At 57.8% G+C, this 25442-nt stretch carries 25 protein-coding genes; 23 read left to right on the plus strand and 2 right to left on the minus strand.

The window, feature by feature from the left end:
• Window positions 1-242: 242 nt before the first annotated feature.
• The 22 genes from ACK4FF_RS01665 (at window position 243) to ACK4FF_RS01770 (ending at window position 23030) form a co-directional block, all read left to right on the plus strand.
• Complete coding sequence (locus tag ACK4FF_RS01665) at window positions 243-2084, plus strand: phosphoenolpyruvate carboxykinase (GTP) (RefSeq protein ID WP_409703938.1); 1842 nt, start codon at window positions 243-245, stop codon at window positions 2082-2084.
• Window positions 2085-2235: 151 nt separating this feature from the next.
• Entirely contained in the window at window positions 2236-3054 is an 819-nt protein-coding gene (locus tag ACK4FF_RS01670; RefSeq protein WP_409703940.1) for a sulfite exporter TauE/SafE family protein, read from the plus strand.
• A 161-nt stretch (window positions 3055-3215) separates the two neighbouring features.
• Window positions 3216-5162 carry a tRNA uridine-5-carboxymethylaminomethyl(34) synthesis enzyme MnmG gene (mnmG, locus tag ACK4FF_RS01675; RefSeq protein ID WP_409703942.1) on the plus strand — a complete coding sequence of 649 codons (1947 nt, stop codon included), beginning with the start codon at window positions 3216-3218 and terminating at the stop codon, window positions 5160-5162.
• Window positions 5159-5839: a 16S rRNA (guanine(527)-N(7))-methyltransferase RsmG gene (gene rsmG / locus ACK4FF_RS01680; RefSeq protein ID WP_409703944.1), complete on the plus strand. Its 681-nt coding sequence runs from the start codon at window positions 5159-5161 to the stop codon at window positions 5837-5839. The genes mnmG and rsmG overlap by 4 nt, the downstream gene beginning before the upstream one ends.
• Window positions 5840-5891: 52 nt before the next feature.
• Window positions 5892-6668: a ParA family protein gene (locus ACK4FF_RS01685; protein ID WP_409703946.1), complete on the plus strand. Its 777-nt coding sequence runs from the start codon at window positions 5892-5894 to the stop codon at window positions 6666-6668.
• A 14-nt stretch (window positions 6669-6682) separates the two neighbouring features.
• The gene (locus tag ACK4FF_RS01690) at window positions 6683-7567 is read left to right on the plus strand and encodes a ParB/RepB/Spo0J family partition protein (protein ID WP_409703948.1); all 885 of its coding nucleotides are present in this window, start codon (window positions 6683-6685) and stop codon (window positions 7565-7567) included.
• 156 nt (window positions 7568-7723) lie between these two features.
• Window positions 7724-8056, plus strand: coding sequence for an ATP synthase subunit I (locus tag ACK4FF_RS01695; RefSeq protein WP_409703950.1), 333 nt, complete (start codon window positions 7724-7726; stop codon window positions 8054-8056).
• 2 nt (window positions 8057-8058) lie between these two features.
• Entirely contained in the window at window positions 8059-8919 is an 861-nt protein-coding gene (atpB, locus tag ACK4FF_RS01700; protein ID WP_409703952.1) for a F0F1 ATP synthase subunit A, read from the plus strand.
• 93 nt (window positions 8920-9012) lie between these two features.
• Window positions 9013-9255 (plus strand): F0F1 ATP synthase subunit C, encoded by a 243-nt coding sequence (gene atpE, locus ACK4FF_RS01705; protein ID WP_256763350.1) that lies wholly within the window; start codon window positions 9013-9015, stop codon window positions 9253-9255.
• A gap of 74 nt (window positions 9256-9329) precedes the next feature.
• A complete protein-coding gene (locus tag ACK4FF_RS01710; RefSeq protein WP_409703954.1) occupies window positions 9330-9800 on the plus strand; it encodes a F0F1 ATP synthase subunit B in 471 nt (156 codons plus the stop codon).
• A 23-nt stretch (window positions 9801-9823) separates the two neighbouring features.
• Window positions 9824-10360 carry a F0F1 ATP synthase subunit delta gene (locus tag ACK4FF_RS01715; RefSeq protein WP_409703956.1) on the plus strand — a complete coding sequence of 179 codons (537 nt, stop codon included), beginning with the start codon at window positions 9824-9826 and terminating at the stop codon, window positions 10358-10360.
• A 31-nt stretch (window positions 10361-10391) separates the two neighbouring features.
• Complete coding sequence (gene atpA / locus ACK4FF_RS01720) at window positions 10392-11933, plus strand: F0F1 ATP synthase subunit alpha (RefSeq protein WP_409703958.1); 1542 nt, start codon at window positions 10392-10394, stop codon at window positions 11931-11933.
• Window positions 11934-12009: 76 nt separating this feature from the next.
• Window positions 12010-12879, plus strand: a complete 870-nt coding sequence (gene atpG / locus ACK4FF_RS01725) for a F0F1 ATP synthase subunit gamma (RefSeq protein WP_409703960.1) — start codon at window positions 12010-12012, stop codon at window positions 12877-12879.
• Window positions 12880-12917: 38 nt separating this feature from the next.
• Window positions 12918-14309, plus strand: coding sequence for a F0F1 ATP synthase subunit beta (atpD, locus tag ACK4FF_RS01730; protein ID WP_409703962.1), 1392 nt, complete (start codon window positions 12918-12920; stop codon window positions 14307-14309).
• Window positions 14310-14377: 68 nt separating this feature from the next.
• A complete protein-coding gene (locus ACK4FF_RS01735) occupies window positions 14378-14797 on the plus strand; it encodes a F0F1 ATP synthase subunit epsilon (RefSeq protein WP_409703964.1) in 420 nt (139 codons plus the stop codon).
• Between the two features lie 161 nt (window positions 14798-14958).
• On the plus strand, window positions 14959-15348 hold the full coding sequence (locus tag ACK4FF_RS01740; RefSeq protein WP_409703966.1) for a hypothetical protein: 390 nt from the start codon (window positions 14959-14961) through the stop codon (window positions 15346-15348).
• A gap of 28 nt (window positions 15349-15376) precedes the next feature.
• Window positions 15377-16201, plus strand: coding sequence for a metallophosphoesterase (locus ACK4FF_RS01745; RefSeq protein WP_409703968.1), 825 nt, complete (start codon window positions 15377-15379; stop codon window positions 16199-16201).
• Entirely contained in the window at window positions 16198-17037 is an 840-nt protein-coding gene (locus ACK4FF_RS01750; protein WP_409703970.1) for a hydroxypyruvate isomerase family protein, read from the plus strand. Before ACK4FF_RS01745 ends, ACK4FF_RS01750 begins: the two co-directional genes overlap by 4 nt.
• A gap of 41 nt (window positions 17038-17078) precedes the next feature.
• Window positions 17079-17510, plus strand: coding sequence for a CoA-binding protein (locus ACK4FF_RS01755; RefSeq protein ID WP_409703972.1), 432 nt, complete (start codon window positions 17079-17081; stop codon window positions 17508-17510).
• 24 nt (window positions 17511-17534) lie between these two features.
• A complete protein-coding gene (gene hemE, locus ACK4FF_RS01760; protein ID WP_409703974.1) occupies window positions 17535-18632 on the plus strand; it encodes a uroporphyrinogen decarboxylase in 1098 nt (365 codons plus the stop codon).
• A gap of 263 nt (window positions 18633-18895) precedes the next feature.
• Window positions 18896-20974 (plus strand): primosomal protein N', encoded by a 2079-nt coding sequence (locus ACK4FF_RS01765; protein WP_409703976.1) that lies wholly within the window; start codon window positions 18896-18898, stop codon window positions 20972-20974.
• A gap of 58 nt (window positions 20975-21032) precedes the next feature.
• Entirely contained in the window at window positions 21033-23030 is a 1998-nt protein-coding gene (locus ACK4FF_RS01770; RefSeq protein ID WP_409703978.1) for a UvrD-helicase domain-containing protein, read from the plus strand.
• A gap of 10 nt (window positions 23031-23040) precedes the next feature.
• Here ACK4FF_RS01770 and ACK4FF_RS01775 read toward each other — a convergent pair whose 3' ends face one another.
• A complete protein-coding gene (locus ACK4FF_RS01775) occupies window positions 23041-23691 on the minus strand; it encodes an NAD(P)H-binding protein (RefSeq protein WP_409703980.1) in 651 nt (216 codons plus the stop codon).
• A 2-nt stretch (window positions 23692-23693) separates the two neighbouring features.
• The gene (locus ACK4FF_RS01780) at window positions 23694-24605 is read right to left on the minus strand and encodes an SDR family NAD(P)-dependent oxidoreductase (RefSeq protein ID WP_409703982.1); all 912 of its coding nucleotides are present in this window, start codon (window positions 24603-24605) and stop codon (window positions 23694-23696) included.
• A gap of 134 nt (window positions 24606-24739) precedes the next feature.
• On the opposite strand from ACK4FF_RS01780, the gene ACK4FF_RS01785 reads away from it, so the two are divergent.
• Window positions 24740-25432: a TetR/AcrR family transcriptional regulator gene (locus ACK4FF_RS01785; protein WP_409703984.1), complete on the plus strand. Its 693-nt coding sequence runs from the start codon at window positions 24740-24742 to the stop codon at window positions 25430-25432.
• Window positions 25433-25442: the final 10 nt, after the last annotated feature.

Genomic DNA, 25442 nt, shown 5'->3' on the forward strand with positions numbered 1-25442 from the left:
TCAACTTGATAGGAAAATATTATTTCCGTTTCGCGACAGCATGTTAAACTCGAAGGCTAAGGTTAAGATCGGGTGATTGTCTCCCCCGATCAGGCGCTGTCCGGTGTAAACAGCCTGGTCTGGTGCGCAGTGAACTCCCCTTGCCCGCTTGGGCATCGTGGTTGAGGTCACAGGCCACTCATAACCCCAAGGCTCCGGTCGCCCAAGCCAAAGAATTAACTTTGACTATCTGGAGGTTTTTCATGAGTGCAGTACTGTCTATGGTCGCTTCGACCGTACCAGCTTACGTCAAGCACAAGAAACTGGTGGCCTGGGTGCAGGAAATTGCTGCATTGACCCAGCCCTCCAACATTGTGTGGTGTGACGGTTCCGAAGAGGAATACAACCGTTTCTGCGATGAAATGGTGAAGGCTGGTACATTGAAGCGCCTCAACCCGGAATTGCGTCCCAATTCTTACCTCGCCTGGACAGACCCGTCCGACGTGGCCCGTGTTGAAGACCGCACCTACATCTGTTCCGAAAACAAGGACGATGCTGGCCCCACCAACAACTGGGAAGACCCCGCCAAAATGCGCGCCACCTTGAACGGCTTGTTCCAGGGTTGCATGCGTGGCCGCACACTGTACGTGGTGCCGTTTTCCATGGGTCCATTGGGTTCCCCCATTGCCCACATCGGTGTTGAGCTGTCTGACTCCGCCTACGTGGCTGTCAACATGCGCATGATGACCCGCATGGGCAAAGCCGTGTATGACGTGCTGGGCGAAGACGGTGAGTTCGTGCCTTGCGTGCACACTGTGGGTGCGCCGTTGGAAGCTGGCCAGCAAGACGTGGCCTGGCCTTGCAACCCCGACACCAAGTACATCGTTCACTATCCGGAAACCCGCGAAATCTGGTCCTACGGCTCGGGCTATGGCGGCAACGCCTTGCTGGGCAAGAAGTGTCTGGCCCTGCGCATTGCCTCCACCATGGGCCGTGACCAAGGCTGGCTGGCTGAGCACATGCTGATCCTGGGCGTGACTTCCCCACAGGGCAAGAAGTACCACGTGGCTGCCGCTTTCCCCTCCGCATGTGGCAAAACCAACTTCGCCATGTTGATTCCTCCAGCGTCCATGGACGGCTGGAAAGTCACCACCATCGGTGACGACATTGCCTGGATCAAGCCTGATGCCAACGGCAAGCTGCGCGCCATCAACCCAGAAGCGGGTTACTTCGGCGTGGCCCCCGGCACCAACACCAAAACCAACTCCAACTGCATGGCCTCGCTGAATGCCAACGTGATTTTCACGAACGTAGCCCTTACAGATGAAGGCGACGTGTGGTGGGAAGGCCTGACCAAGGAAGCGCCTGCTCACTTGGTGGATTGGACCGGCCAGGACTGGACGCCCGACTGTGGTCGCAAGGCTTCACACCCCAATGCCCGTTTCACCGTGGCAGCCGAGCAGAACCCTGTGATTGACAACAACTGGGACAACCCGGCTGGCGTGGAAATCGATGCCTTCATTTTCGGTGGCCGTCGTTCCACCACCGTGCCTTTAGTGACAGAGGCCCGCAACTGGGTGGAAGGTGTGTACATGGCCGCGACCATGGGTTCCGAAACCACCGCTGCGGCGTTTGGTCAGCAAGGCGTGGTTCGTCGTGACCCGTTCGCGATGTTGCCTTTCTGTGGCTACAACATGTCCGACTACTTCCAGCACTGGCTCAACCTGGGCAAGAAACTGGAATCCACCGGTGCCAAGTTGCCCAGCATCTTCACCGTGAACTGGTTCCGCACTGACGAAAACGGCAAATTCATTTGGCCTGGTTTTGGCGACAACATGCGCGTACTGAAGTGGATGCTGGAGCGTGTTGAAGGCCAGGGCGAGGGTGTTGAACACGTGTTTGGCACATCTCCACGCTACGAAGACCTGACATGGGACGGCCTGGATTTCTCCAAAGCCCAGTTCGATGCGATCACCTCCATCGACAAAGCCGCGTGGGAGAAAGAGCTGGAACTGCACGCTGAGTTGTTCTCCAAGCTTAAGCACAACCTGCCCAAAGAACTGGAAGACACCAAAGCGGTGATCGCCCAGCGTCTGGCAGCATAAGCCCACGCTTTTCGTTGATGGCCTCCGCGCCATTCAACGAGTGCTCGTTTCACAGGCGCCTTCGGGCGCCTGTTTTCATTTACGGGTTTCATCGAATGGTTTGTTCGGGCTGACCCGTGTTTAATCTCTGTTTATTCCCTGCAATCCCCCCGTGTTTGATCTGCTTATTGCCAGCCTCCAATCCTTGGACTGGACTGTCTTGCTTGCCCTTTGTGCCGCCTCGTTCTGTGCGGGTTTGATTGACGCCATGGTTGGGGGTGGGGGCTTGATTCAAGTGCCCGCGCTGTTTGGCCTGTTGCCCACCGTGGGCCATGCCACTCTGCTGGGTACCAACAAGGTTTCCAGTGTTGTAGGCACAGGCTTTGCCGCCTACCGATATTCCCGCGCCGTGCCAGTGCCCTGGAACGCAGCCTTGCCTGCCACGGCGATGGCTCTGCTAGGGGCTTACGTGGGGGCGTATGTGGTCACCCAAGTGTCAACCCAAACCCTGCGGCTGTTGTTGCCTGTGCTGCTTGTGGCCGTGGCGGCGTACACCTTTCTGAGGAAAGATCTCGGGTCTGTTCATGCCCCTCGGCTGAATGTTCAGCAAGAGCGCCTCTACGGTGCATTGGCCGGTTTGTTGATCGGGTTTTATGACGGCTTCTTTGGGCCGGGCACGGGTTCTTTCTTGTTGCTGGCTTTTGTGGTGGTGTTTGGTTTTGACTTCTTGGCGGCTACCGCGTCTGCCAAGTTGGTGAATGTGGCGTGTAATGTGGCCTCCCTGGCGTGGTTCGCCCCGGCGGGGCATGTGTTGTTGGGCTTGGGGTTGCTGATGGCGTGTTTCAATGTGGCCGGGGCCAAGGTGGGTTCCGGTTTGGCGATTCGCAACGGGGCCGGGTTTGTCCGCAAGGCGCTGTTGTTGGTGGTAGGGCTGCTGATTCTGAGAACCAGCTACGACAGCTATTGGCCCTTGCTGAAGCCGCTGTTTTGATTGTTTCACGTGGAACAATCAGATGCCTTGGCGTCTGTGGTGTGGAATGTTTCACGTGAAACAAAACACCTAGAACCAGCCCTCTTGGGCAAACCAAGTGTGCAGCCGTATAATCCGACTTCCATCGACGACGATGGGCGCTGATTCTCCCGAGGTGTGTGATGATTTATCCCGAACATTTTGATGTGATCGTGGTTGGTGGCGGCCATGCTGGCACCGAAGCGGCATTGGCGGCGGCGCGTGCTGGTTGCCAAACGTTGCTGCTCACCCACAGCATTGAGACGCTCGGGCAGATGTCTTGCAACCCCTCCATTGGCGGCATAGGCAAGGGCCATTTGGTGAAAGAGGTGGATGCCCTGGGTGGAGCCATGGCCATTGCCACGGATGAAGCAGGCATCCAGTTCCGTATACTCAACAGTTCGAAAGGCCCGGCAGTGCGTGCCACCCGGGCGCAGGCCGATCGTGTTTTGTACCGACAAGCCATTCGCACGCGCCTGGAAAACCAGCCTAATCTGAAGATATTCCAGCAGGCTGTTGAGGATTTGGTGCTCGAAGGTGATCGTGTGTGTGGCGCCGTTACCCAAGTTGGCATCACCTTCAAATCCAAAACAGTGGTGTTGACCGCAGGCACGTTCCTGAACGGCAAGATTCACGTGGGCCTGCAGAATTACTCGGGCGGCCGGGCAGGGGACCAACCCGCCATCACCCTCGGCGAGCGCCTGAAAGACATGAAGTTGCCCCAAGGGCGACTCAAAACCGGCACGCCCCCCCGCATTGACGGGCGCAGCATCGACTTTTCAGTCATGCAGGAGCAGCCCGGTGACACCAACCCTGTGCCCGTGTTCTCGTACTTGGGCAATGCAGCCATGCACCCACGGCAATTGCCATGCTGGATCACCCACACCAACGAACGGACCCACGAGATCATTCGTGGCGGACTGGACCGAAGCCCCATGTACACCGGGGTGATTGAAGGGGTTGGGCCACGGTACTGCCCATCCATCGAGGACAAAATCCACCGCTTTGCCGATAAAGAATCGCATCAGGTGTTTCTGGAGCCGGAAGGCTTGAGCACCCATGAGTTCTATCCAAACGGGGTGTCTACGTCTTTGCCGTTTGATGTGCAGTTGAACCTGTTGCACTCCATCCGTGGCCTGGAGCAATGCGTGGTCACGCGCCCCGGGTATGCGATTGAATACGATTACTTTGACCCCCGTGGGCTGAAGACCACCCTGGAGACCAAACAGATTCAAGGGCTGTTTTTTGCCGGGCAGATCAACGGCACCACAGGCTATGAAGAAGCCGCTGCGCAGGGCTTGCTGGCGGGTTTGAATGCGGCGCTGTGCGCGCAGGACAAGGAACAGTGGACGCCCCGCCGCGACGAAGCTTACCTCGGCGTGTTGGTGGACGACCTGACCAGCAAAGGCGTTGCTGAACCCTACCGCATGTTCACCAGCCGAGCCGAGTTCCGCTTGAGCCTGCGCGAGGACAATGCAGACCAACGCCTGACCCCCATCGGACGCCGTTTGGGCTTGGTCGATGATGTGCGCTGGGCCGCGTACAGTGAAAAGCGCGAACAGGTGGAGCGCGAAAAAGAGCGCATGAAAACCACCTGGATCAACCCGAAAATTGTGGCCTTGGCTGAGGCCGAGCGTGTGCTGCACAAGGGCATCGACCGGGAGTACAACTTCTACGACCTGCTCAAGCGCCCCGATGTGGATTACGCAACGCTGATCACACTCGCCCGCGAGGATGGGAGTTTGGCTTTCGAGGCTGGCCTGAATCGGGAAGAGTGGGTGACACAGCTTGAAATTGAGGTGAAGTACGCAGGGTACGTGGCCCGGCAACATGCTGAGGTGGAGCGCAGTTTGGGCAACGACAGCATTCGCCTGCCTGCCGACCTCGATTACACCCAAGTGACCGGGCTGAGCAAGGAAGTGCAGCAAAAGCTGAACACCCAAAAGCCAGAAACCATCGGCCAGGCTGGCCGCATTCAAGGCATAACCCCAGCCGCTATTTCACTGTTGTTGGTGCACCTGAAAAAGCGCAGTTTGCTCAGTCGCACCCCATTGGTGGACAGCCAAGGCCCCAAGGCGGCCTCAGCGTGAAGCGCGGTACCAAACGCGCACCGGTTCCTCAGGCGTTGACCGCACAAGACCGGGCGCTGTTGTCGGAAGGGGTGGCGGCACTGAGGTTGGGTTTGTCCAAAGCGCAGGAAGACCTCTTGTTTGATTACGCCGTACTCATCCACAAGTGGAACCGGGTGTTCAACCTGACTGCCTTGGTGCAACCCGTCGAGTTGATTACCCACCACTTGCTGGACAGTCTGGCTGTGCTGCCCATGCTGGCCTTTGAGCTTCAGAACAAGCCCGCGCCCAGAATTCTGGATGTTGGGGCAGGGGCAGGCCTTCCCGGTTTGGTGTTGGCCATTGCACAGCCCACTTGGCAGTTGACCTTGGTGGACACTGTGCAGAAAAAGGCCTCGTTCATGCAACAGGCCATTGCTCAGTTGGGCCTGACCAATGCCCGTGCGGTTCACGCCCGCGTGGAATCCATGACGGACGATCAAGGCTACGACTTGATCACCTCCCGTGCCTTTTCATCCATGGTGCAGTTCATCGAGCTGTCCTCCTCATTGATTCGCCAGGATGGTGTGTATGCCGCACTCAAAGGCCGCCTGGAAGTGGACAACACTGTGCCCCGAGGATGGCGAGTGGACGCCCTGCATCCAATAGAGGTGCCATTCCTGAACGAGGAAAGGCACTTGTTCATGATTAAGCGATAAAATCGAACTGCTTCCGGTTTTCTCCCTAATTCAACCCCACATAGGCAAGCCCATGGCCAAAGTATTCTGCATTGCCAACCAAAAAGGCGGTGTTGGCAAAACCACCACGGCAGTGAATCTGGCGGCGGGCTTGGCCATGGCCGAGCAACGGGTGTTGCTGGTTGACCTCGACCCCCAGGGCAATGCCACCATGGGTTGCGGCATTGACAAGCGCAACCTGAAAGCCACCGTGTATCAGGTCTTGGTGGGCTTGGCCACCGTGAAAGATGCGATTGCCCAAGCCGAAGGTTTTCATGTGCTGCCTGCCAACCGCGAGCTGGCCGGTGCTGAAGTGGAAATGGTTGAGCTGGAGCAGCGCGAGGTGAAGTTGCGTGAGGCGCTGGCCGAGGTGGATGCGGATTACGACTTCATCCTGATCGACTGTCCGCCTGCCCTGTCCTTGCTCACCCTCAATGCCCTGTGCTGCGCCCACGGCGTGGTTATTCCCATGCAGTGCGAGTATTACGCGCTGGAAGGCCTGAGCGACTTGGTGAACACCATCAAGCAGGTGTGCAAGAACCTGAACCCCAACCTGACCATCATCGGATTGTTGCGTGTCATGTTCGACCCGCGCATGACCCTGGCCCAACAAGTGTCTGACCAACTGGAAAAACACTTTGGAAACAAGGTCTTCCAGACAATTATCCCCCGAAATGTCCGTTTGGCCGAGGCCCCGTCCTATGGCATTCCCGGCGTTTTGTTCGACAAAACCAGCAAGGGCGCCAAAGCGTATCTAAGCTTTGCCCAGGAAATGGTCGACCGCGTCAACTCGGCAGCCGTTGCCGCTTAACACACACTCCTGTCATGAACGCATTGAAACGCAGTAAAGGCTTGGGCCGTGGGCTTGAAGCCCTCTTGGGCCCCAGCGCTGATGAATCCGACTCCCAGCAGGCGGGCGAACAAGTCATGATGCTGCCGGTGGCCAAGCTGCAGGCGGGCAAGTATCAGCCGCGCACACGCATGGACGAAAGCTCCCTGATGGAGCTTGCTGAGTCCATCAAGACTCAAGGCATCATGCAGCCCATTCTGGTCCGCCCAGTGGGGCAGGGCAAGTATGAAATCATTGCGGGCGAGCGCCGCTTCCGCGCCTCCAAGTTGGCCGAGCTGGAAGAAGTGCCGGTGTTGGTCAAGGCGGTCAAGGACGACGCGGCACTGGCCATGGCCCTGATTGAAAACATTCAGCGCGAGGACTTGAACCCGCTTGAAGAGGCCTTGGGTGTTCAACGCCTCATCGACGAGTTCGACCTCACCCATGAAGAAGCGGCCCAGGCCATTGGCCGCTCACGCAGCGCCACCAGCAATTTGCTGCGCCTGCTCAACCTGGCCGAGCCGGTGCGTACCATGTTGCTGGCCGGCGACATTGAAATGGGCCATGCGCGGTCTTTGCTCAGTTTGAATGCAGCCGAGCAGATTGCCTGCGCCAATGAAGTGATCAACAAGCGCCTGTCGGTGCGTGAAACCGAGAAACTGGTGGCGGCTTGGTCCAGCCAGAACGACCGAATTCACAGCAAGTCGACCCCCAGTGCCGATGTACGCCGCCTTGAGGAAGGCCTGGCCGACTGGATGGCTTGCGCCGTTCAGTTGAAAACCAACGGTGCTGGTAAGGGTAGTGTAACCATTCGGTTCAATAATCTCGATGAGTTGGATGGCGTGCTTGCGCGCATTGGTTTTCCCAAAGAAGACCTTTAACGCAAACACGACTTCGACCGAAACAATGCGGTAAATAGGGTGGTTTTTGTTTGACTACGTGATATCACGACCCTATAATTCGCAGGTTTGTCGAAAACACTTGCGCCATTCTGGGGATTGATCTCCCCGGCTCGTCTGTGGCAGCGCAGCAAAGTCATGTGGAAAATCGTAGGACTCCAGTGGGTCGTTGGGGCACTTGTGTGCCTGCTTCTTGGCCTGGTATCGGTTGCGCATGCCCAGTCTGCGTTGTGGGGCTTGGCGGCAGTGGCTGTGCCCAGCACGGTGTTTGCCGTTCGCTTGGCCTTGGGGTCCAAAACCCCCATGGGTGGCACGGTGGTGTTTTTGGCAGGAGAGTTTCTGAAGGTTGGCGCCACAATCGCAATCATGTTTGTAGCCAGTCAGGTTGACCCGGGTTTGATCTGGTGGTCCCTGGTGCTCACAGCGGTGGTGACCCTCAAAAGTTATTTTTTGGCATTTTTCTTGAGATAAGTATGGCAACTACAGGAACAGGCCCAACGGCCTCGGAATATATCGTCCATCACTTGCAACACTTCCAGTCAGTGAAGCAAGGGTTCATCGTGGACTTTTCCGTACTCAACTACGACACCATTTTCTTCTCGCTGTTGTCCGGCCTCATCACCATCGCCCTGTTGCGCATGGCTGCAAGCCGCGCCACTTCGGGTGTGCCTGGTCGCCTGCAGGGCTTTGTTGAACTGCTGGTTGAAATGGTTGAGAACCAGTCCAAAGCCATCGTTCACGGCAACCGTGAATTCATCGCCCCCCTCGCACTGACCGTGTTCGTGTGGGTGGTGGTCATGAACAGCTTTGACTTCTTGCCCGTTGACCTGCTGCCCCGCATTTGGGAACACGTTGCAACAGCTTTGGGCATCGTGCATGACCCTCACCACGCTTACCTGCGTGTGGTGGCCACGGCCGACCTGAACGGCACACTGGGCATGTCCCTGGGCGTGCTCTGTCTGATGCTGTACTACTCGGTGAAAATCAAGGGCGCCGGTGGTTTTGTACACGAACTGTTCTGTGCGCCGTTTGGCTCCAACCCCTTGCTGTGGTTGCCCAACCTGCTGCTGAACATCATTGAATTTGCCGCCAAAACAGTGTCGCTGGGTATGCGACTGTTCGGCAACATGTACGCCGGTGAACTGGTGTTCATGCTGATTGCATTGTTGGGTAGTGCCGCAGCGCTGTCCATGGGGGGCGCCGCCGCCTTCCTGGGCCACGTGATCGCTGGTTCTATCTGGGCAATCTTCCACATTCTGATCGTGCTGTTGCAGGGCTTTATTTTCATGATGCTGACACTGATTTACATCGGTCAGGCACACACCGCCCACTGAGTTAGCTCAGTCAGCAATCGCGCAATTGGAATAAACGGTTTTCGTTTTTGGTTTTTTTGATTTTTCACTTTTTAAATTGAAGGAGTTGTCGTCATGACTAACGTTGCTCTCGTAGCTCTCGCTTGTGGCCTGATCATTGGTTTGGGTGCGATTGGTGCCTGTATCGGTATCGCGATCATGGGTGGTAAGTACCTGGAAGCTTCTGCTCGCCAGCCAGAACTGATGAACGAACTGCAAACCAAAATGTTCGTGTTGGCCGGTCTGATCGACGCTGCGTTCCTGATCGGTGTTGGTATTGCGATGATGTTCGCGTTTGCCAACCCCTTCGTTGGTTAATTTACAGCCACTTCCTTCGAACAACACCGCACGGGCATTCTGAAGGCGTCCGTGCGATTTAAAGGAAACTTGCCGTGAACTTAAACGCAACGCTGTTTGCACAGCTCGTCGTTTTCTTCATCCTGGCGCTGTTCACGATGAAATTCGTGTGGCCCCCGCTGATCAAGAGCATCGACGAACGTGCAAAGAAAATCGCAGACGGCCTGGCCGCTGCAGAACGAGGCAAGCAGGCTTTGGCCGACGCTGGTCGCAAAGTGGAACAAGAGCTCGCGACTGTGCGCTCCGAAAACCAACAGCGCCTGGCCGACGCAGAAAAGCGTGCCCAGCAAATCATTGAAGAAGCCAAGCAACAGGCTGAAGTAGAACGCAAGCGCATTTTGGCGCAGGCAGAAGCTGAAGCGGCCAACGAAGCACAACGTGCCCGTGACCAGTTGCGCGACCAATTGGCGACCCTCGTGGTCAAAGGCGCCGAGCAGATCCTGAAAAAGGAAATCAATGCTCAGGCCCACGCCGATTTGCTGAATCAACTGAAAGCTGAGCTGTGAGCCAGAGCTGAAGGAAACTGAACATGGTCGAACTATCCACCATCGCCCGTCCCTACGCTGAGGCCGCCTTCGAAGTCGCCAAGACTTCCGGCACCATCGCCCAGTGGAGCACCTGGCTTGAGCCATGGTCTGCAGTGGCAGGCAGCCCCGACATTTCCCTGTTGGCCAACAATCCAAAGTTGTCCGGCAAGCAAGTGCTCGAGGTGTTTGTCGAACTGACCAAGACCCCAGCCGATGCACAGGCCAACAACTTCTTGGCCGCGCTTGTGGACAATGGCCGTTTGCTGGCCCTTCCGGAAATCGCCCGTCAGTTTTCTGAACTCAAGAACAGCCATCAAGGCAGCAGCGATGCCCTCATCGCTTCCGCCTTCCCGATGTCTGACGCCGAGGTTCAGAACGTGCTGGGCGCATTGGAACAGAAATTTGGCACCAAGCTGAACGTTACAGTTCAGGTGGACGAGTCCCTCATCGGTGGCGTGTGCGTCACTGTGGGTGACCAGATTCTGGATGGTTCGGTGCGCGGCAAACTCAACGCGATGAAGACGGCTTTAACAGCCTGACTTGGCCTCAAACGAATTTGGAGCAATCAATATGCAGATTAATCCCTCTGAGATCAGTGAACTGATCAAGAGCCGGATCGAAGGCCTCGGATCATCGGCCGACATCCGGACACAAGGTACAGTAGTGTCCGTGAGCGACGGTATTTGCCGCGTTCATGGTTTGTCCGATGTGATGCAGGGCGAAATGTTGGAATTCCCCGGCAACACATTTGGTCTGGCGCTCAACCTGGAACGCGATTCCGTGGGTGCCGTTATTCTGGGTGAATACGAGCACATTTCCGAAGGCGATCAGGTCAAGTGTACCGGCCGTATTCTGGAAGTGCCCGTTGGCCGCGAACTGCTGGGCCGCGTGGTGAACGCGCTGGGTCAGCCCATCGACGGCAAAGGCCCCATCAACGCCAAGCTGACAGACGTGATTGAAAAAGTTGCGCCTGGCGTGATTGACCGTAAATCCGTGTCTCAGCCCGTTCAAACTGGTGTGAAAGCGATTGACTCCATGGTGCCGATTGGCCGTGGCCAGCGTGAGCTGATCATTGGCGACCGTCAGACTGGTAAAACCGCTGTGGCCATCGACGCCATCATCAACCAGAAAGGCAAAGGCGTTTACTGCGTGTACGTGGCTGTGGGCCAAAAAGCCTCCTCCATTCAAAACGTGGTTCGCAAGCTGGAAGAGTACGGCGCAATGGAATACACCATTGTGGTTGCCGCTTCCGCGTCTGAATCTGCTGCCATGCAATACCTGTCACCCTACGCAGGTTGCACCATGGGCGAATTCTTCCGTGACCGTGGTGAAGACGCCCTGATCGTGTATGACGACCTGTCCAAACAGGCTGTGGCGTACCGTCAGATCTCTCTGCTGCTGCGTCGTCCTCCCGGCCGTGAAGCTTACCCAGGTGACGTGTTCTACCTGCACAGCCGTCTGCTGGAGCGTGCCGCTCGCGTGAACGAAGACTACGTTGAGAAATTCACCAAGGGTGAAGTGAAAGGCAAGACCGGTTCCCTGACCGCACTGCCCATCATTGAAACCCAAGCCGGTGACGTGACTGCGTTCGTTCCGACCAACGTGATTTCGATTACTGACGGTCAGATCTTCCTGGAAACCGACCTGTTCAACGCCGGTATCCGTCCCGCGATCAACGCCGGTATTTCCGTGTCTCGCGTGGGTGGTGCAGCTCAGACCAAAGTGGTTAAGAAGCTGTCCGGTGGTATCCGTACCGACTTGGCCCAGTACCGTGAACTGGCTGCGTTTGCGCAGTTCGCTTCCGACCTCGATGACGCAACACGCCGTCAGCTCGAGCGCGGCAAGCGCGTGGTTGAACTGCTGAAGCAGCCTCAGTTTGCTCCCCTGCAAACTTGGGAAATGGCTCTGGCCCTGTTCGCCATCAACAACGGCTACCTGGATGACGTGGATGTGAAGAATGTTCTGGCCTTCGAAAACGGATTGCGCCAGTTCATGCAGACCAGCCACAAGGACCTGATTGACCGCATCGAACAGACTCAGGAGTTGTCCAAGGACGACGAGCCTAAGCTGCACGACGCCGTGAAGTCATTCAAGAAAACTGGCGCGTATTAATCAGAGCAATCTGGTTGTACCACCGCATAACTGAAAGGGGCCCACAAAGCCTCTTTCAGGGACTGGAGGAAATACGATGTCAGGAATGAAGGAAATCCGGAACAAGATCAAGAGCGTTCAGAATACGCGCAAGATCACCAAGGCGATGGAAATGGTGGCCGCATCCAAGATGCGCAAGGCCCAGGACCGTATGCGTGCGGCTCGTCCGTATGCAGACAAAGTGCGCAACATTTGCGCCAACCTGGCCAAAGCCAACCCTGAATATCGCCACGAGTACATGGTTGCCCGCGACACGATCAAGAACGTGGCTGCAATCGTTGTCACGACCGACAAAGGTCTGTGCGGCGGTTTGAACACCAACGTTCTGCGTCTGACCACCAACAAGTTTCAAGAATTTGAAGCCAAAGGTGTGAAGGTTCGCGCGACAGCCATTGGATCCAAAGGCGCAGGTTTCTTCAGCCGTGTAGGCGTGGAACTGAGCTCCAAAGTGACTGGTTTGGGCGACACGCCCCATCTGGACACTTTGATTGGCGCCATCAAGGTCCAGCTCGATGCCTACGTGGCCGGTGAAGTCGATGCCGTGTATCTGGCTTTCACACGTTTCGTGAACACCATGAAGCAGGAGGCTGTGTTCGAGCAGCTGCTGCCTCTGGGTGGCGACCGTTTGAAGGCTGACGAAGGCGCGACATCCTGGGATTACATCTATGAGCCCGATGCCAAGGCAGTGATCGATGATCTGCTGCTGCGCTACATCGAAGCACTGGTGTACCAGGCTGTTGCAGAAAACATGGCTTCCGAACAATCAGCCCGTATGGTTGCGATGAAGGCCGCGTCCGACAACGCCAAGAATGTGATCAGCGAACTGCAATTGACCTACAACAAAGCCCGTCAGGCTGCCATTACGAAAGAACTGGCAGAAATCGTGGGCGGCGCTGCTGCGGTTTGATTGTGAGTTCAGAACGATTTTGAATTAAGGAAAAAACGATGAGTACTGCGACTAACGAAGGCAAGATCGTGCAGTGTATCGGCGCGGTGATTGACGTGGAATTTCCTCGCAACCAGATGCCGAAAGTGTACGACGCACTGACCATGGAAGGTTCCGAGCTCACACTCGAAGTTCAGCAGCAGCTGGGCGACGGCGTGGTTCGTACCATCTGTCTGGGTGCATCAGACGGCTTGCGCCGTGGCATGGCTGTGAAGAACAGCGGCAAACCGATCAGCGTGCCTGTGGGTCAAGCGACCCTGGGCCGTATCATGGATGTGCTGGGTCGTCCCATCGACGAAGCTGGCCCCGTGAACGCTGAAAGCACACGCGCCATTCACCAGAAAGCGCCTGATTTCGACGAACTGTCTCCTTCCCAGGAACTGCTCGAAACCGGCATCAAGGTGATTGACTTGGTGTGTCCGTTCGCCAAGGGCGGTAAAGTGGGTCTGTTCGGTGGTGCCGGTGTGGGCAAGACCGTGAACATGATGGAGCTGATCAACAACATCGCCAAGCAGCACGGTGGTTACTCCGTGTTTGCCGGTGTGGGTGAGCGTACTCGTGAGGGTAACGACTTCTACCACGAGATGAAGGACTCCAACGTTCTGGACAAGGTTGCGCTGGTGTACGGTCAGATGAACGAACCCCCCGGCAACCGTCTGCGCGTTGCGCTGACCGGCCTGACCATGGCTGAGCACTTCCGTGATGAAGGCCGTGACGTTCTGCTGTTCGTGGACAACATTTACCGTTACACCCTGGCCGGTACCGAAGTGTCCGCGCTGCTGGGTCGTATGCCTTCCGCCGTGGGTTATCAGCCTACGCTGGCTGAAGAAATGGGCCGTCTGCAAGAGCGTATTACATCCACCAAGAAAGGTTCGATTACATCGGTTCAGGCCGTGTACGTTCCTGCGGATGACTTGACCGACCCGTCTCCCGCCACAACGTTCGCCCACTTGGACGCGACCGTGGTTCTGTCCCGTGACATCGCTGCGCTGGGTATTTATCCCGCCGTTGATCCGCTGGACTCCACATCACGTCAAGTTGACCCCAACGTGATCGGCGACGAGCACTACAACACCACCCGTGCTGTGCAGCAAACACTGCAGCGCTACAAAGAACTGCGTGACATTATCGCGATTCTGGGTATGGACGAACTGAGCCCCGACGACAAACTGGTTGTGGCCCGCGCTCGTAAGATCCAGCGTTTCCTGTCCCAGCCGTTCACAGTGGCCGAAGTGTTTACCGGTTCTCCCGGCAAGTACGTACCACTGAAGGAAACCATCCGCGGCTTCAAGATGATTGTTGCTGGCGAATGCGACCACTTGCCCGAACAAGCTTTCTACATGGTTGGTACCATCGACGAAGCGTTCGAAAAAGCCAAGAAAATTCAGTAATCCGATGCAGTGACAAGGCTGGTCTGGCCCGCGTGGCCTGACCAGACCGGCTCACAAAGGAATTGAGTATGTCGACCATACACGTGGATGTTGTCAGTGCCGAGGAATCCATCTTCGCAGGCGAAGTGGAATTCGTGGCCCTGCCCGGTGAACAGGGTGAGTTGGGTATTTACCCCCGCCACACCCCGCTGATCACTCGGATCAAGGCAGGCACTGTGCGCATGAAGGTCCCTGGTCAGGCTGAAGACGAAGTGGTGTTTGTCAATGGCGGCATTCTGGAAGTGCAGCCCAACGGCGTGACCGTGCTGGCTGACACAGCCATTCGCGGTACAGACCTGGACGAGGCCAAAGCGGCTGAAGCCAAGCGTCTGGCCGAGGAAGCCATGGCCAATCGCGGCAGCGATGTGAACTACGCACAGGCCCAGGCGGAACTGGCTTCGGCCATCGCCCAGTTGGCTGCCATCAAGCGCTTGCGCAAGACACGCTGATTTCAACGATCAGTTTGAGCAGTACCTGAAAAAGCCGCAGAGCAATCTGCGGCTTTTTTCTTGACCAACGCGGAAATCGCCTGAACAGGGCACTTTGCCATTCGATCGGAACCAAGCGTCCATCCAGTCCACTTAAGGACAACCATGGAGGTTTTGTGACGATGTACGACAAATTCGACGACCTGTTGCGCGACATGTCCGCCCGCAGGCCAAGCCAGAAAACCCAGTTCGGGCAGGTGTTCTTCATCAATGACCACTCAGTAAGCCTGGTCGCCGGTGAGATGCAAGGCATTCACTGGATGGACATTCAAATTGAAATGCCCCGCTTTCGCGTGGACAACCTTGAAAGCGCCAAGAAAATCCTCATCGCCAACCGTGAAATGGGCATGGCCACGCCCATTCCCACTTGGTTTGCCCTGTCTGAAAAGCAGGATGTGCTGGTGTTCATCAATCGTTTGGATTGGCGCCACGTGACGGCTGAAGTGGTGGATTCACATGTGCTCCGTTGCATCGAGCAAATGGAGCAAGCACTGATGACCGAGCGTGTCTGAGGCCGCCAAGCCACGCTAGAATAAGTGCATGAGGATTGCACTGTATTCTGATCTCCATCTGGAAACCCTGAAGTCTCTGCCCGCGTTCGCACAGGTTCCCCAACCGCGACGCGGCGCAGACCTCATTGTGTTGGCCGGTGACATTCATCAAGGCACTGCGGGCCTGGATGCGCTGGCGGCAGTGGGCGGCCAAGGCCACATTTATGTGGCCGGCAACCACGAGTACTACCACCATGACATTGAAATTCTGGACCAGCAGTTGGCAGAAAAAGCCGACAAACTTGGCCTGCATTATTTGCAGCGCAGGGCCGTGGTGGTTAACGGGGTTCGGTTTTTGGGCTGCACCCTGTGGACCGATTTCAACATTCAGCCTGCTTGGCGAATGGGTGCGGAATTGGTGGCCAAAGCCTTTTTGCCCGACTACAAACTGATCCGTTACCGGGGCAAGCAGTTCACGCCCGCCATGAGCATTGCCTTGCACCACGAAAATGTGGACTGGCTCAAACGCGCCTTGGCCGAACCGTTCGAGGGTAAAACCGTGGTGGTGACTCACCATGCGCCCCATGCCTTGAGCATTCACCCGCGCTTTAACCTCAGCCCCATCAATGCGGCCTTTGTGTCTGACCTTGGGAAGTTGATGGGCCGGGCCGATGTGTGGGCCCACGGCCACATGCACGATTCCTTCGATTACCTGGCCCATGGCCCGGATGCGGCCACCCGCGTGCTGGTGAACCCGCGCGGTTATGTGCGCAAGAAGGGCAAGGCCCGCCGCATGGACAAAGGCGACATTCAACCCAGCTCGGCGGTGTTTGAGAACCCCTTCTTTGATTCGAACCTGGTATTCACCCCATGAGGCTGGCTGCCAACCTTAGCCTGATGTATGGCGAGTGGCCTTTTCATGAACGGCTGTTGCGCGCGGCAGAGGATGGCTTTGAATGGGTGGAGTGCCTGTTTCCCTATGAGGTGCCCAACTCGGACTGGCTGACCCTGATGGCCGCCACCGGGGTGAGATGGGCCTTGTTCAACGCACCGCCGGGGAACTGGCAGGCCGGTGACCGTGGCTTGGCATGTGACCCGCAGCGCGTGGGTGAATTTCGCGCCAGCGTTGAGATGGCGCGGGAAACAGCCCTGGCATTGAATGCACCTTGTGTGCACGTGATGAGCGGTACCCTGGCCTGCTGGGCAGGCCAATCTGCTGGCGCGCCTGAAGCCACCTTGCGGCAGCACGCCCAAGACCCATGGTTGAAGAACATGGACTGGCTGTTGAGCCAGACCGCCAATGACCCCATCGACTGGCTGATTGAGCCACTGAACTCCCGGGACATGCCGGGCTACTTTCTGAAAACCCAGCAGCAGGCCCACGACCTGATTTCGCAACTGGACCCAAGCGGAGAACGCCGCATTGGCGTGCAGATGGACCTGTACCATTGCCAGATCACCGAAGGCGATGTGGTGACCAAACTGCGGCAGTTCTTGCCCACTGGGCGCGTGCGCCACATTCAGATTGCCGGTGTGCCCGAGCGCCATGAGCCCGACTGGAGTGAACTGAATCTGCCGCGTGTGCTGGATGAGTTGCGTGCTTTGGGGTATCAGGGGGCCTTGGGGTGTGAGTACCGCCCACGTGCAGGCACGAGAGCCGGGCTGGGGTGGATCAAGGCCCATGGTTTTTCAGGCACAATGGCGGGATGAACACATGGCGCGGGCCGTCCGCGACGCCAGACAGGGTTGCTATGAATGATCAGGCATTGCGTGAGCTGTTGACCAACACCAAGACGATTGCGGTGGTGGGCTTTTCTTCCCAGGCCCACAAGCCAAGTTTCTTTGTAGCGAAGTACCTGCAATCGGTGGGCTACCGCATTCTGCCCATCAACCCTCTGCTCAATGGCCGCCCCAGTGGGCTAATGAATGAAACCTGTTACCCTGACCTGCGAACCGCGCACGAAGCCACGGGCTTGAAGATTGACTTGGTGGACGTGTTTCGCCGCGAAGAGCACACCCCATTGGTGCTGGAAGAGGCGATGAATGTCGGAGCAGGGGCTGTGTGGTTGCAGCAAGGCATACGCAATGAATGGGTGGAGGCCAGGGCCAAGGCAGCAGGCCTGCCCTTTGTCATGGACCGCTGCCTGAAAACCGAACACCAGCGCCTGTTTCTGGGCGCGTAAAACCATTTCGCCCTACCTCGTCCAATGAGCACATTCACACCGGTCAAGAACGACACTTTTCTGCGCGCTTTGCGCCGCGAACCCACCGAGTACACACCGGTCTGGCTGATGCGGCAGGCAGGCCGTTATCTGCCCGAGTACCGGGCCACACGTGCACGCGCGGGTAACTTCATGGGCTTGTGTACCAACCCCGAGTTGGCCTGTGAGGTGACGCTGCAGCCGCTGGCGCGTTACCCGCTGGACGCAGCCATTCTGTTCTCCGACATTCTGACCGTGCCCGATGCCATGGGCTTGGGGCTGTATTTCGAAGAGGGCGAAGGGCCCAAGTTCAAAAGCCCGATCAAGGACGAAGCCGATGTGGCCAAATTGGCCGTTCCCGACGTGGGCACTTCGCTGAAGTATGTGACTGACGCAGTCAGCACCATCCGTGGTGCGTTGGGTGGGCGTGTACCGCTGATCGGCTTTTCCGGAAGCCCGTGGACACTGGCCTGTTACATGGTGGAGGGCGGCTCCAGCAGCGATTTTCGCAAGGTCAAGGCCATGATGTACAAGCGGCCTGATTTGATGCACCAAATTTTGTCAGTCACCACCGAGGCGGTGATTCAGTACCTGAAGGCGCAGATTGAGGCGGGTGCACAGGCGGTGATGGTGTTTGACAGCTGGGGCGGTGCCTTGGCCGATGGCGCATTCCAGCAGTTCAGCCTGGCGTACCTGAAACGCATTGTTCAGGCCTTGCCGCTGGAAGCCAACCGGGGCTCATTCAAAGAACACATCCCGAGCATTGTGTTCACCAAAGGCGGCGGCTTGTGGTTGGAGGACTTGGCCAGCACCGGGGCCAGCGCCTTGGGGGTGGATTGGACCGTGAACCTGGGGCAGGCGCGCGCCCGCGTGGGTGAACGTTGCGCTCTGCAGGGCAACCTCGACCCCAATGTGCTGTTTGCCAACCCACCCCAGATTGAGGCGGAGGTGGCCAAGGCCTTGGAAAGCTTCGGGGTGCCCCAAAACGGGGTGGGCCATGTGTTCAATTTGGGCCACGGCATTTCCCAATTCACCGACCCGGAGGCAGTGACTGTGATGGTGAACGCGGTGCACAACTACAGCAAACGCCAACGCGCTCAGTGAGTTATACACATTTTTACACCAAGCAGTGTGAATATCTCATGTGCGGCGCAGCAAGGCCTGCAGCCCACGAAATTGAAGTAACTTGTTGATCTGAATGGTGTAATTGAGAAGTGTAAGATTTAGACTTGACAAATCAATGTGACTTGTCACTTGCAATTGCACTCCCGTTTCCCAGATGTCCACAAAGTTATCCACAGCCCCTCAGCGGCTTGGGCATAAACCCTCGGCTTCTGAACCACTTGGCTTCTAACTTAAAGTAAGCTGTGAAGAACTCACCCATTCAGGATGCCAACGAATCCACCAGAAGGGTATCCCCCACGCTGGTGGGCGTCCTGGTGTCTGTCCCTTTGCCGGGGGCATTCACCTACAGTTGGGCCTTCGATACCCCACCCTGTTTTGGGCAGCGGGTGATTGTTCCTTGGGGCAAAAGCCGACGAATTGGCTTGGTGCAGGGGGCGGTGGATTCCGTCCCTGAGGGCACGACGATCAAGCCTGTTGAAGCCCTGTTGGATGAGGGAGACCTGCTGCAAGGTGAATGGAAGGCCTTGGTCGAGTTTGCCGCTCAGTACTATCACCACCCCTTGGGCATGGCTGCCCTGGACTGCTTGCCCAAGGCGCTGCGTGTTCTGAATGCCAAGGGTGACGAGCCTGTGATGGTGCGCCGTGCCCGGAAAAAGGCCATGGAAATGACTCCGCCGCAGGAAGACGCTGGTGCGGCAAGGAACAACACCCCACCCGTGCTGACCGATGACCAGCAACAGGCCCTGCGCGCACTGACCGACACCACAGGTTTTGACCCGGCTTTGCTGTACGGCATTACCGGCAGTGGAAAAACCGAGGTGTACCTGCACTTGGCCCAAGCCAAGATTCAGGCGGGCCAGCAGGTGTTGGTGCTGTTGCCGGAAATCAACCTGACGCCTGCAGCCCAACGCCTGTACGAAGAGCGCCTTGCGCCCTACCGGGTGGTGGTGCAGCACAGTGGCTTGAGTGAAGCCCCGCGTACCCAGCATTGGTTTGAAGCGGCTTTGGGCCGCGCTGATGTGGTGATTGCAACGCGCATGGGCGTGTTTACACCCATGCCCCGGCTGGGTTTGGTGATTGTGGACGAGGAGCACGACCCGTCCTACAAACAACAGGACGGCATTCGTTACCACGCCCGCGATCTGGCCTTGCTGTTGGCCAAGCTTCATCAGGTGCCTGTGGTGTTGGGTTCGGCAACGCCGTCGCTGGAAAGCTGGCTGAAGGCGCAGGAGCAGCAGTTCAAGCGGGTGGATTTGACCCGCCGCGCCGTTCCAGGGGCGCGCTTGCCGCAGGTGGAGTTGATCAACACCGCCAACTTCCAGCCCAAGGACGGTTTGTCCGAGCCTGCCATGAAGGCCTTGTTGGCCACGTTTGAGGCAGGGGGACAGTCGATTGTGTTTCTCAACCGCCGTGGTTATTCACCGCAATTGGCCTGTGGGGCCTGTGGCTGGGTCGCCAACTGTGCCCATTGCAGTGCGCATGTGGTGTGGCACAAGGGCGAGCGGGCTTTGCGCTGCCACCATTGCGGTGCTGCCCAGCGCGTGCCCAGCCAGTGCCCCACCTGCGGCAATCAGGATTTGACCGGGTTTGGCCGGGGCACCCAGCGCATTGAAGAAACCCTGAGCCACCTGATGCCCGGGGCCCGCGTGTTGCGCATTGATGCCGACAGCACCCGCAACAAAGGCCAGATGCAAGCCATGCTGGACCAAGCCCAAAGCGGTGAGGCGGATGTGTTGGTGGGCACGCAGATGATTGCCAAGGGGCATGACTTTTCAAAGGTCAGCCTGGTGTTGGCCTTGAATGTGGATGCGTCGCTGTTTTCGCACGCCTACCGTGCGCCGGAGCGTCTGTTCGCCCAGTTGATGCAAGTGGCAGGCCGGGCAGGTCGCCGGGGTGGAGAGGCGCGTTTTCTGGTACAGACGCGCTACCCGCAGCACCCTGTGTTTGAGGCGTTGAAGGCGCATGATTACGCGCAGTTTGCGACCTATGAGTTACAGGCGCGCCGCGAGGCCCGCATGCCGCCCTTTGCGTTTCAGGCCACGCTGCGTGCAGACCACACCCAACTGGCGCGATGCATTGATTTCCTGCGCACTGCCCGGGCCTTGGGTGAGGCTTTGGTGGACCCGGATGCCCCGGTATTTCTGTGCGACCCGGTGCCGCTCACGGTGGTGAAGGTGGCTGGGGTGGAACGTGCGCAATTGTTGGTGGAAAGTGAAAGCCGCCCGGCCTTGCAGCGTTTTCTGAGCCGCTGGATTGAGGGCCTGTACGAGGCCGGTGGGCCGGTGCGCTGGTTTGTGGAAGTGGACCCCACTGACCTGTGAGGGGCTTACCCCGCGCTGTGCTCTGTTAAAGTGAAAGTCTTCTTGAGTTGACCCCCCCATGTCGTTTGGTTTGAACAAAGCCCAAAATGAAGCCGTTCATTATGTGGATGGCCCATGCCTGGTCCTGGCGGGTGCCGGGTCGGGCAAGACGCGCGTGATCACCCAGAAGATCGCGCACTTGATTCAAAACCAAGGCGTGCAGGCGCGGAACATTGCGGCAGTCACCTTCACCAACAAGGCGGCCCGGGAAATGCAGGAACGGGCGTCCAAGCTGTTGAATGATGGTGAAGGCAAGGGCCTGTTGGTGTGTACCTTTCACAGCCTGGGCATGCACATTCTGCGGGAAGAGCACGCGCACGCTGGTTTGAAGCAGCGCTTCTCGATTCTGGATTCCACCGACACCTACGGGCTGGTGCAACAGTTGTACGGCACCACCGACAAGCAACTGATTCGCAAGGCGCAGGGGGTGATTTCCCTGTGGAAGAACGGCCTGATTGACCCTGATGCCGCCTTGGCGCAGGCGCAATCCGAGGACGATGCCCAGATTGCCCGCCTGTACAAAAGTTATGAGGCCACGCTGGCGGCCTATCAGGCCGTGGACTTTGATGACCTGATTTTGAAACCCACCCGCTTGTTGGCCACCAATGAGGACGTGCGCAACCGCTGGCAAAACCGGTTGCGGTATTTGTTGGTTGACGAGGTGCAAGACACCAATGCCTGCCAGTACGACTTGCTGCGCCTGATTGCCGGGCCACGCGCCATGTTCACTGCCGTGGGCGACGATGACCAGGCCATTTACGCCTGGCGCGGTGCCACGCTGGAAAACCTGCGCCAGTTGACCGAGGATTACCCGCAGTTGAAGGTGATCAAGCTGGAGCAGAACTACCGGTCCACGTTGCGCATTTTGCAGGCGGCGAACCGCCTGATTGAAAACAACCCCAAGCTGTTTCCCAAAACTTTGTGGAGTGAGCACGGGGCTGGCGAGCCGATTGTGGTGACCGCGATGAATGACGACGAGCATGAGGCTGAGCAACTGGCCATGATGCTCAGTGGCCACCGGTTTGAGCGCCGCACCCGGTATGGCGACTATGCCGTGCTGTACCGCAGTAACTTTCAGGCGCGTATTCTGGAGCAGGCCCTGCGTCGCCAGAAGATTCCGTACATTCTCAGTGGCGGGCAAAGTTTCTTTGAACGCGCGGAAATCAAGGATGTGTTGGCCTACCTTCGCCTGCTGGTCAATTCCGACGATGATCCAGCGTTCATTCGTGCCGTCACCACGCCCAAGCGCGGCATTGGCCAGAAAACGCTGGAGGCCCTGGGCACCTACGCGGGAGGCCGGGGTGTGTCCCTGTTCGAAGCCCTGTTTGAAACCGGTATTGAAAGCCATTTGAACGAGGGCATGGTGGATGCCCTGCGCACCTTCGGCACTTACATCAACAACCTGGAGTACCGCGCCCAACGCGAGCCTGCGGGCGAGTTGCTCAATGAGCTGATTCGCACGATTGGCTATGAGCAGTGGCTGTATGAGCAGCACGACGAACGCGGTGCGCAGTCCAAGTGGCAGAACGTGCTGGACTTTGTGCAGTGGATGGGCGAGAAGGGCGAGTCTGATGGGGAAAACCTGCTGGATTTGACCCAGAAAGTGGCTTTGATCACCATGCTGGACCGGCAGGACGAGGACAGCCACCCTGACGCGGTGCAGCTCAGTACGCTGCATGCGTCCAAGGGTTTGGAGTTTCCCCATGTGTTTTTGATTGGCTGTGAGGAGGGCATTCTGCCCAGCTTCGGCGATGGGGAAGGGCGTGAGCTGACCGAAGACAGGCTGGAAGAAGAGCGCCGCCTGATGTATGTGGGGGTGACCCGCGCGCAACGCAGCCTGAACATCACTTGGTGCCGCAAGCGGCGCAAAGCACGGGAGATGGTCAGTTGTTTTCCGTCACGGTTCATCAAGGAACTGCAACTGGACGACGACAAGGACATGCCCGATGACACACCCAAGATGAGCCCCAAGGACCGCTTGGCGGCCTTGAAGGGGTTGCTGAACAAATCGGCTTAGTGCGGGCGCCTTACTGAAAGGCGTCGGATTCCAGAATGGTGACACCCGGTGTGCCGCCCAGCGCCTGGGCCAGCATCGCTTGCGCCAGTTTGGGCACCTTCACGCTGCGCCAGCGTTTGGGCAGCAAGGGGTTGGCCAGGCGAGACAGCTTGATGCCAATTTCTTCGCCCAAACGGAATTCTTCGCGATGGCCGTCGAGTAAACCGGGCCGAGCCAGCACCACACGTTTGAACCCTGCGTTCATCACGGATTGTTCAGCCTCGCCTTTGGTGCGCAGGTAAAGCCCGCGCGCTTGGGGGTTGGCCATGGTGGACGAGTTCAACACGAAGGTGTGTGTGCCATGCTGTGCGGCCGCTTGCGCAACGGTTTGGACCAAATGCAGGTCGATGGCCCGAAAGCGGTCGGCAGAACCTGCTTGCTTGATGGTGGTGCCCAAGGTGCAGATCAGGGCGTCAGCCCGCCACCACGGTGCCTCGGCGGGCAAGGCCGCCATGTCCACCACAGGGTTACTCAGCTTGCCGTCGTGCTGGGCCAGTAGGCTGGCCGGCAACGGCCGGCGAGTCACTGCCGTTACCCGGCTGACCAGTGGATTGGCCAAGGCCTGCTTGAGCACTTCCAGGCCCACCACACCGGTGGACCCGAACAGCAGCAGTGTGGTCACACTCAGGCCTTTTGCGTTTCTTTGGCTTCGGCCGCTTTGCGTGTTTTGCGGGCTAGGGCCTTGTCACGCATTTTCTTCATCTGGCTCACGATGATGGCTTGATAGGACTCAGGCAGTGTGCGCACCAGTGCGTCCATGGCCACAGCGTCTGGGCCAACCAGCACGCGGCGCTTGTTGCTTTTCACGGCTTTCAGAATGATGTCGGCCGCTTTTTCAGCGCTGGTGATGAAGAACTTCTCGAAGAATTGCTTGCCAGCTTCGGGGTCGGTGCCGGTGAATTTTTCAATGGCAGGCGACGCCACGCTTTTACGGGCGATGGCAGTTTTGATGCCGCCGGGGTGCACGCTGGTGGCTGACACGCCACAGTTCAGGAAGTCCAGTTCCTGACGCAGGCTTTCTGTAAAGCCACGCACCGCAAACTTGGTGGCGTTGTAGGTGGACTGGGTGGGCTGGGCACACAGGCCAAACAGGCTGGAGGTGTTGATGATGTGGCCGTCGCCGGAGGCTTTCAAATGCGGCAGGAAGGCTTTGGTGCCGTACACCACGCCCCAGAAGTTAATGCCCATGATCCAGTCGAACTTGTCGTAGTCGATGTCTTCAATGGGGGAGGCGTAAGCCACGCCGGCGTTGTTGAACACCAGGTTTACTTTGCCGTGGTCTTTGGCGGTTTTGTCGGCCCAGGCGTACACTTCGCCACGGCTGGACACATCCAGTTCCTGACTGGTGATTTTCACGTCTTGACCGGCTTCTTCGGCAGCGGCTTTGGCCAGTTTCACTGTTTCGGCCAGGCCTTTGGTGTCCACGTCGGACAGCGACAGGGAGGCGCCTTCACGGGCCAGTTGCAGGGCCAGTGTGCGGCCCATGCCGGACGCTGCACCAGTGATTGCGGCCACTTTGCCTTTGAATGATTTCATGTGTGTCTCCGTTTTTTGGTGGGGTGGACTTGCAGGGTGCAGGTCAGCCGATTGGAATGTGACAATCTTGGTTGTCAATTTATCCAGCGTCCCTCATACTGTCAATGCCTATTTTTTGAGTACCGATTCCAATCATGAGTGCCAATGCCCCCACCCCAGCCAACGCAACGGCCGGTCGCCGATACCGGGGCGTGAGCAATGAAGCCCGCAAAACCGAGAGGCGGATGAAGCTGATTGATGCGGGCATTCGAATTTTTGGCACCACCGGCTACCACGCGGCCACGGTGAAGGGCATTTGCCAGGAGGCGGGCCTGACTGAGCGCTACTTTTACGAGAGCTTCGCCAACGCAGAAATGCTGTTCACCGCGTGTTACCTGCACATCACCGACACCCTGAAGGCCCGCCTGCAAGCCGTGTTGTTGAGCATGGACGATGAAGGCCTGGCCCACGCAACAGCCACTGGCCTGCGCGTGTTTTTCACGCAGTTCAAAGAACAGCCTGAAGCAGCGCGCATCATTTTGGTGGAAGTGCTGACGGTGAACCGCCATTTGGAAGAACTGTCCCTGAAAACCCTGTACAGCTTTGTGGACATGCTGGAGACGCTGGCGCGCCCACTGATTGAGCAAGCCAAACAGGGCAACAAGGGCGAGGGCCAAAGCGCCCATCTGGATTCAACCCTGCTGGCCTCGGGCTTGGTGGGGTCGGTGCTGTACATGGCCGCCCGCTGGGCGCTGGACGGTTGCCGGCAGCCCGTGGACCATGTGGTGGACAACGCGATGCTGATATTCACCGGCGTTGGATTAAGCCTGCTGGGGCCAGAGCGCTGAAGCACCCCAG

This window comes from Limnobacter sp. (assembly GCF_046297615.1).
Lineage (GTDB): Bacteria > Pseudomonadota > Gammaproteobacteria > Burkholderiales > Burkholderiaceae_B > Limnobacter.